This window comes from Lichenibacterium minor, from assembly GCF_004137685.1.
Classification (GTDB): Bacteria; Pseudomonadota; Alphaproteobacteria; order Rhizobiales; family Beijerinckiaceae; genus Lichenihabitans; species Lichenihabitans minor.
On record NZ_QYBB01000027.1, the window covers coordinates 59,591 to 68,516 of the forward strand.

At 65.7% G+C, this 8,926-nt stretch carries 4 protein-coding genes; 3 read left to right on the top strand and 1 reads right to left on the bottom strand.

Annotated features, from left to right (window positions below):
* Nucleotides 1–175 precede the first annotated feature (175 nt).
* Nucleotides 176–3,292: a DEAD/DEAH box helicase gene (locus D3273_RS19490; protein ID WP_129228564.1), complete on the top strand. Its 3,117-nt coding sequence runs from the start codon at nucleotides 176–178 to the stop codon at nucleotides 3,290–3,292.
* A gap of 210 nt (nucleotides 3,293–3,502) precedes the next feature.
* On the opposite strand, the gene D3273_RS19495 is transcribed toward D3273_RS19490, so the two are convergent.
* Complete coding sequence (locus D3273_RS19495; protein WP_129228565.1) at nucleotides 3,503–5,818, bottom strand: phospholipase D-like domain-containing protein; 2,316 nt, start codon at nucleotides 5,816–5,818, stop codon at nucleotides 3,503–3,505.
* A gap of 311 nt (nucleotides 5,819–6,129) precedes the next feature.
* On the opposite strand from D3273_RS19495, the gene D3273_RS19500 reads away from it, so the two are divergent.
* Together D3273_RS19500 and D3273_RS19505 are read left to right on the top strand one after the other, a co-directional pair.
* Entirely contained in the window at nucleotides 6,130–6,540 is a 411-nt protein-coding gene (locus D3273_RS19500) for a hypothetical protein (protein ID WP_129228566.1), read from the top strand.
* Between the two features lie 106 nt (nucleotides 6,541–6,646).
* Complete coding sequence (locus D3273_RS19505; protein WP_129228567.1) at nucleotides 6,647–7,597, top strand: ADP-ribosylglycohydrolase family protein; 951 nt, start codon at nucleotides 6,647–6,649, stop codon at nucleotides 7,595–7,597.
* Nucleotides 7,598–8,926: the final 1,329 nt, after the last annotated feature.

Here is an 8,926-nt window from a genome sequence, read left to right on the forward strand (position 1 = left end):
CCGCTTGGCCGCCCGCGTCGCGACGGTTCGCCGGGAACAGCTCGCGTCGATCACCGATGACAGCTTGCGGCGTGGCGCGGGCGGACGCTAGGCCCCGACCCGGGCGGGCACCAGCGAGGATGAAGGCCCACGCTTTCGTGGATCGTTCATCAGCCCCACGCTGGGTCCATCCTTGATGGCGTTCCACGGCGTTTTCGTTGGCATTGATCGCCATCTCTCCCCGCGCATCGGTGACCTGACGTGCGCGGTGCGAGATGCCAAGGCCTTGGCGGCGCTATTCGAGGACACCCTTGGCGGCTCCTGTATTCTGTTGACCGATGCGGATGCCACTCGAGAGGCGGTGATCCGACACCTGGATGCCCTCTCGGCGTGCCACCCTGACGACACGGTCTTCGTCGCCTTCTCCGGCCACGGCACCGACGATCACAAGCTTGTGACGCATGACACTGACCTCGACGATCTCGAGGGGACGGCGCTGTCGCTTGTCGAGCTCGAGCGCAAGTTCACCAACATCCAGGCCGGGCGTCTCCTCCTCGTGCTCGATTGCTGCTTCTCCGGCGGTATGGGAGCAAAGGTCCTTAAGGTCGACATCAGAAGTAGGGACGCGTCTTCCGCCGAATTCCGACTCGATGCGCTGGCCGGCGAGGGCCGAGTGATCCTCACCGCGTCGGCAGCGGACCAACCCGCCTGGGAAGACGACAGACGTGGCCACGGGCTTCTCACGAGCGCGCTCGTCGATGCGCTGTCCGGGACGCCCGAGGTCATGGATGGAACTCATGTCTCGTTGACGCGGCTGATCGCCCACGTGGTTTCGCGGGTGCAAGCCTCCGCGGTCGCGATGGGCAAGAGACAGTTACCCGGCGTGAGAGCGGCGATCGAGGGCGACGTCCGTTGGCCCGTCTTCATACGCGGAGCGCGATGGGAGCAGTGGTTCCCCGCGCTTGCACGGGCTTATGTGGACCCTGACCCGTCAAGCCTCGCACGAGTCGGTTTCCCGACCGGTCTGGTCGCGGCTTGGTCGAAGGAGATATCCTCGCTCAACGACCTGCAAGTGAAAGCGATCAACGATTACGGGATACTTCGGGGTGAGCACCTCGTCGTCTCGGCACCGACCTCCTCTGGGAAGACGATGGTCGGCGAACTCGCGGCTCTGACCGCGGTCATCTCAAACCGCCGCGCCATCTTCCTTCTGCCCCTCAAGGCCTTGGTCGCGGACAAGCGACGGCATTTCACACGACTGTACGGCCCACATGGGGTGAAAACGTTCGAAGCTACAGGGGAGACGGACGACGTTGGTCCGCTACTGAGAGGTAAGTACGACATCGCCCTCCTCACGTACGAGAAGTTCTGCGCAGTCGCGGTCCGCTTCCCGCATGTTCTGTCCGGTGTCGGCGTTATCGTCGTCGACGAAGCACAGATGCTCGCGGACATCCAGCGCGGCGCAAACCTAGAGTTCCTACTTACCCTTGTTCTCATGCGAAAGCGAACTGGCGCCGAGCCTCAGATAGTGGCCTTGTCGGCCGTCGTTGGCGACGCGGCGGCCCTCGCGGGATGGCTCGGCGCTCGCCTGCTACGCCACATCGAGAGACCTGTCCCCCTCGACGAGGGCTTGATCCTCTGGGACGGAAGCTTCCGGCACTTGGTGGGGGGATCCGGAGAAGAGATTACGACTACGGCGAAGGTGTCCCGCCTACGACGGACCGACAGCAACAAGGACTGGATCATCCCCCTCGTCCGCAGCTTGGTGGACGAGGGACAGCAAGTCATCGTCTTCAGGGAACTCAAGGGCGAAGCTAGCGGCTCTGCCACATATCTGGCCGCGTCCCTCGAGTTGCCGCCGGCGGCGGAGGCGGTCGCCTCTCTGCCCGAAAGGGATCAATCCCGTTCGACGCGCGCGCTCCGCGCGTGCTTGGCGGGGGGCGTGGCCTTCCACCACTCGGACCTGACACCGGATGAGCGCCGGATCGTCGAGGAGGAGTTCCGCAGACCCGGCTCGGGCCTGCGCGTGATCGCAGCGACGACCACCTTAGCGATGGGGGTGAACACGCCCGCGAACTCGGTCGTGATCTGTGGTCTGCATCACCCTGGACGGGATGGGCCGGTGCCCTACTCGGTCGCGGAGTACAAGAACCTCGTGGGTCGGGCAGGAAGGCTCGGTTACGCCGACCGCGGCACGTCGTACCTGTTGGCAACGTCGCCCGTCCTCGAGGACGACCTTTGGCGTCGGTACGTCACTGCGGAGCCGGAGGACGTCACGTCGCGCTTCCTTCGGAAAGGGACAGACATGCGGACCTTGATCGTTCGGGTGATCGCGAGCGTGGCATCGTTCGGCGGATCGATCGCTCCGGGCGACGTCGTGGCGTTCCTCGAGGCCAGCTTCGGTGCGTTCTTGCAGCGCCGGGGGGACGACAACTGGGTGTGGGACCGGGGGGCCTTCGCTAGCAGCCTGGATGGCCTGCGTGCGCACGATCTCGTTGAAGCCCGTGCCGATGGGACAGTTGCTCTCACCCTCTTGGGGCGCATCGCGGGTGAGGGATCCATCGAAGTCGCGAGTGTGATCAGGCTGGTCCGCGCCATTCGGGGGCTGAAGACGGACGAGGTGACAGACCCGGCCTTGCTCGTCGCCGTCCAATCAACGGTCGAGCTAGACGGATGCCACTTCCCCTCGAACAAGAAGAGCGTCAAGCCGCATCACAAGGAGCCACAGGCATGGGTGGGGGAGCTCAGGAGGCTGGGCGTTCCCGCACAGGTGATGGGCGCCTTGCACTGGGACACGACGGACGAGGTGGCGCCGACTCTCCGGGCCAAGAAAGCCGTGGCCGCGCTTCTCTTCATAGCGGGCAAACCTATGGACATCATCGAAACGTCCATGCTGCAGTTCGGTGGCGGCGGGGATGGTGCGGCCGGTGCGGTGAGGAACGTGACTAGCAGGACCTGCGACATGATCCCAGCAGCGGCGCGGGTCGCTGAGCTCGTAGTACCTGGCCTCGACATAGCCGGACGCATCGAGCGACTGCTGGTCCGTTTGACCCATGGTGTTCCAGGAGCGACGGTCGACCTCGCCCGCGAATGCGGTGCTTCCTTGAGCCGTGGGGACTACCTTGCACTTGCCGAGGCCCACCTGACAGAACCACAGCGAGTCGTGAGCGCTCCCGACGTGTTGCTCCTGTCCTGCCTGGGCGACGATCGGGAAAAGTTGATCGCGATCCGACGAGGAGCGGAGGCTTCTGTGGCCAGACGCGCCGTCGCCGCGATCGTGCCTTCTCCCATCCTTGAGCCGTATGAAGCCTAGGCGCGTCAGTGACCGCCAGCCGAAACGTCGTCCCATGGCGAACGGGCCCCTGATCCTTCCTCATCGAGCGGGCGACCATGCTGCATGTCGATCGCGCCTGTGGCATGGATCGGTTCACGGATTGCGTCCAGCGGCTCGGTCGACCGATAGCCTATGACGTCATGACCCCTTCGCCGACGGGAACGCACGACATCGGTCCGGGAGCCGGCGTCACGAGGACGTGGTTGGAACGATCCCAGCCGGAGCCGCCTCGACCGCCGCCGGGGTTGTCGGAGCGAGCCTTCCCTCACCCAATTCTTGCTTCAATTTGAGCAGCAGCTCGAACGCCGCACGATTGCGAGCGCTCTTCTTGGTCGTCCCCTCCGCTCGTGCGCTGTGACCCAGAAGACTTACGACGCTGACGAAGACGGGCGCATGCCTCGCACCTGATTGGGTGGAGCCGTACCTGGGGAGCTCGGCATAGGCCTGCGCCACGCGTTGCAACTGTTCCGTGTAGCTCATCCCGTCTTGGAAGGATGGGGAGGTGGTGACGAGAACGTCCGTACCGGTCGAGACAACGGACGTGACCGAAGCCTCGGTGTGGGAGATCCTGCCGATGAATTCGTCCACCATCTCTATCGCACGAGCGCCTCCGTACCGGACGACCAGACCGCCTGCGAGCGCCTGGATGACGGTGGTCCGGATGGCGTCGGTGAAGGTCCTGTTCACATCGACTGACGTCCAAACCGCGTCGACTCTCACGATTGAACCCAGCTGGCCCCAAACCTGCCTGAGAAAGTCCTCCGGACGAGACAGGCCACGCCGGTGGGCGTTTAGCCAAACCGCGACGTTGACGGCGGTGGATCCGATGTACGCCAGCGCCTGGTTGTCGAAGTTCAACCTGAGCTTCTTTTTCAGGTGCCCATCGACGAACGCGGGGAAAACGACCTCGTCGGGAAAATCGAGGTTGGTCTCGACGCGGAAGAGATCACAAATCCGACGAACCTCGTCGACATCGGGCAGGTCGATCACCACGCGCCAAGGGCCGGAGCGTTTGGAGACGTCAGCTGCTCGTTGTCTCTCGAGCAGAAGAGATGTCCGCCAAGTCGGGTCGGACCACATGTGGCGAAGCATCCTTGAGGCGGCATCGGACTCGGATGCACCTTTGCTCAGCCCTTCACCTCCTGCTGGCGGCATCCCGCCCATTCGGCACTCGCAGGTCCACGTAGAGTTGTGGCTTTCACCGATCGACGCGTGATCAGCATAGGAGACCGTTCGGCCGCGAGCATGCGCCACCTCCTGCAACATCATCTTCGAACCCTTCAGGTCGGACGTCTCGGCAAGGTCGTCGCCAAAGAGGTCCGTCGGGTTGAAGAACTCCTCCACCAGTCGAGTAGCCGCCATGGACCCGCGCAACACCGCGACGAGCCCGAACAACCGAAACGCGGCGAAGGTCTTCGCAGGCTTCGGCTGCGCCTCAAGGTACAGGAACCAAGGCGGATCCAACAGGTTCTGGTCCCAGAGGACGTCGAGCAACCCACGGGACAGGGCCGCACTGCCCAACATGGACGCTCCAGCAGGGCCGAAGCGTCTCAGGAGACCCGAACGCGACGCGATGGCCATCACGCCGAAGTCCCAGATGGCCCGTCCGATTCCACGCAAAGCCGTAAAGACGGTTTTTGGGACCGCGTCGTCGATGAGGGCGCGCATATCCTCGCTGCGACAGGCATTCTCATATGTCCCGAAATCGAGGATGTGGACTGCCAGGGCCAAGCCGTGCTCGCGATGGTCCAGTTCGATGCCGAAGCGGTAACGAAGGATCGAAAGCAAGCCTGCGAAACCCTCGACTAGCTCGATCTGCCTCGTCTGCGTCACCTCGGTGATCCGCGGGACACCGACGAAGGATGGCTCGCGCGCCTCCGATTGAGCTTCGGCCTCGGCCAACTCCTCCAGCGCTTGTTCCTGTGCGATGGTCGGCTCCGAGACTTTGTCGTCAACAGGCGGAGGCGACAGGTAGTGCTCCTCCGTGACCCGATGGACGGAAGTCGTCCTCACGTACGACCGAAGTTTGACGACCGCACCGTCCAGCATCTCCGGCGAGGCGGGTGTCGCGCCGTGCCAGTACCGCTCGGCCTCCTTCGTCAGGTTACCGAGAAAGTCACTATCCTCTATAGCGACGACCGCCTCATAGTTTCTTTGAAGCCCCGAGAAGGTGATGTTGGAAGAGCCGATGTAGGCGATCCGCTCGTCGAAGACGAAGATCTTGGCGTGCAGGAGGTTATCGACGCGGACCTCGAAGCGTTCTTCCGCCTCGTGTAGGCCGCTCAGGGCGTACACGGCGTCGATGTCCGAAGCGCCCGCCGCGAAGTCGGTCACCTTGCATCGAGTGACCGTCCGGACCCTGATGTCCCGGCGGCCGATCTCGCGATGGATCGCCGAGACGACGTTGAACTTCATGTACGGCGATATGAGCAGAATGGAACGTCGAGCCCGTTTGACCTCGTCAAGGAAGGCGGCTCTCCAAGGGGTCAGGACGAGTCTGGACATCTAGTGTTGGGTCTCCGACCCCGAACCGGGACCGCTCTCGTCTGGGGTGAGAGACGAGGCACACGCAGGCAACCCAAGAAACGTCCCACCGAGAGCGGAGGGCGCGCGAGGTGCCTACACCTGGGCGTCAAGATGGCACGGAGCGCTCGGTTTCGGAAGGACGCGACCCGTCGCGAGCGCGGGAGCAGGACAGGCACAGTCGGGTCACCCTGTTCCTCCTGTGTCCACCTGTGCAGTGAGGGCCAGGATCGACGTTCCGGTGCTTGAGGCCTGCCTTTAATGTGTTCGAAGCGGATCGTCAGGTGGCGTCAATGCGAGCAGCCGAAAAGATCTACAGCTCCGCCGCGGGGATCGCGGTCGCGGTGGCGTCGTCCGCCACAGCCATCGCGGCCGTCCCGCCGCGGCCCTACGTCGACCCGAACCCGTACTTCGTGGACGCGCATCCAGTCTGGGCCACCGTGATCGCGATCTACATCGTCATCGCCGCCCTCATCGTGTTCCCCACGGTCCGGCGCCCCCTCCTTCGTTGGTACGGATCGCAGAGGTTCTACTATCGCGGCAAGGACGCCACCGAGGTCATGCTCAAGCAGATCGGCATGCGGCTGAGCGTCGAGTCCACCGCATTCATGGTGGCGTGCCTCGTCGGAGCCCTCGGCGGCTGGATCTATGTCCTCATGCGTGCGCAGGCGGGCACGCCGGCCGCGGTCCGCACGGCAGACTGAAGTTCCGCCCTCCCCGCGGAAGCTCCCCCACGGGCCGCATCGGGCCCTCGTCCAGGCCCGGTGCACGGCGCCGGGCTCACCGGCCGACCATGAAGTGGGAGAGCGCATGAACGACACAGACTCCGACAAGCCCGGCATCCTCGATCGCGCCCGTGGCGCCCTCCTCGGCCTCGCCGTCGGCGACGCCTTGGGCAGCAGCCTCGAATTTGGACCACGCGTCTCGCCGCCCCTCGCACGCCGAGAAATGACCGGCGGCGGCCCGTTCAACCTCCCCGTCGGGTGCTGGACCGATGACACCGCCCTCTCGATCGGGCTGGGAAAAAGTCTCGTGGCCTGCCGGAAGTTCGACCCGCTCGACGCCGCCCAGCGCTTCCTCGCGTACTATCGGGAGGGCGAGTATTCGAGCGTGCCGGGCACGTGCGTAGACATCGGGGCCACGACGAGACAAGCTCTGGAGCGCTTCGAGCGCACCGGGAACCCCTACTCCGGATCGACGGACGAGCATTCATCTGGGAACGGAAGCGTCATGCGGCTCGCCAGCGTGGGGATCTTCACGCTCGACGTCCCCGTGGAGGAGGCGATCCGCATCGCCCAGGCCCAGAGTCGGCTCACGCATGGCTCGGCTGTCTGTCTCGACGGGTGCTCGTACCTCGTGCAACTCCTGCGTCTCGTTCTCCAAGGCGTCGAAGACCCGCTTGTCCTCGCCCTGCCACGGTTCGAAGGCCATCCGGACATCCTCAGGGCCAAGACGGCCCTGTGGGGCGGCGTCGAGCGGCGCCACGTGAAGCCCGGGGGGGATTGCGCCGACACCATCCACGCCTCGCTTTGGTCTTGCGCCAACGCCCCTTCGTTCGAGCACGCCGTGACCCTCGCCTGTAACCTGGGCTTCGACGCGGACACGACGGCCTGCGTGGCAGGAGCCATCGCCGGCGCGAAGTTCGGCGCCGAAGCCATCCCAGCGAGGTGGCTGGAGCCGCTCGCGCAACGCCACAGGATCGGGACTTTGGCCTTGAGCCTCGTCCGGTCCAGCTCCGACATCTACCTGTACGGGGCGTGACCTTCGGCCTTCCTCGCGAGATCGGCGGCTTCCGTGCGCCCCGCCCGGCACCGTCTGACCGTCGCGGCACGACGATCCGACTGCGCTGACGTCCCCCTCGCCGGGATGCTGTCGCGGGTTGTCCCTTCTGGTGAACAGCTTGGATTTCCCGGTCGGCATTATCAACGGCGCCGAGGGTCAGGACCGGTCCGCGCCCAGGTAGGCGACCGCGATGCCGTTGCAGATCGCCCCAGGCACCGCGCCGGAGCCGTTCGACCACCTCGCCGCCCTCGCGATGGGGACGTTTTCAGATCGATGGGGGATGAGAGGGGGCGGGCGGCAGCGCTGTCACCGCCCCCGCCGCCCCCGCCGAGCCATAGGCGCGGGAACCGCCGCGCCACCGCCCGCCCCGCGCCCGCGCCGCCCGGGCCCTCCCCGCCGGCCCTCCCCCACCAGACCCCGAGAGACCTACCTGTCACCCCCGGCCGATGAGCCGACCGCGCCGCCGGTGCCGGGTGAGGCTCGGGCTTCGTCTGCGGCGGGATGCAGCTACAGCCGGCCGAGATCGACCTGTCTGACCTCGTCGATCTCGGCGCCGCGCCCGGCCCCGGCAGCTCGTGCCCAGGGGGTCCAGGACGGCTTCAGCACCGGCCTTCATCGCAAGCCGTTCCGACGTCACGCCTTTCTGACTTCCATTTCCATTTCAGCCTTCCGGGCCTTCCATTTCGTGCCTCCGTCGGCATGTTCAGCCCGCGTGGGTCGGCCGTCGCCGGCCGGGAGCACATCCCCTGTCTATCCGTCGCGACCGCCCGGTCTGTCGGCGGCGATGAGTCAGGGACCGGCCGCCGCCGGAACATTCATCCCAGGCGCATGGTCGACCACATCCCGTCCGATCCCATCGGCCGCGGCGAGCGGCCCGAACCCATCGCCCTATCTACGTCGACATCGGCGCCTCACCGGCCGCCCCGGACCACGGCCGTGCCCTTCATGGAGGCGGGGCACCACGGACGTCGGCTGGGCGGGGAGGAGCATCGGCCTTGAGGGCCACAGGCTATCCAAGGAGCTCCGTGGGCGGCCATCCCCGTCCAGGTGAGTATCGTCCCACCCAGAGACCGGGCGGCGCCCCACACTGACTGTGGGACGACGTCCTCGGCTTCGTCGAGGTGCATGGGATGGTAAGCATCCGGCCAGCACCGCAGGTCAGGGCTGCCGCGTGATGTCGGCCTCTAGAAGGTCGTGGGTGCCCCGTCAGGCCGCCTGAGCCAGGGCTGCGCCGGGTCGGCTGGCCTTCCAGTTCCAGGGCAGCAGCTCGTCGAGGCGCTTCGCGGGGTGGTCCGGCAGGCGGGCGAG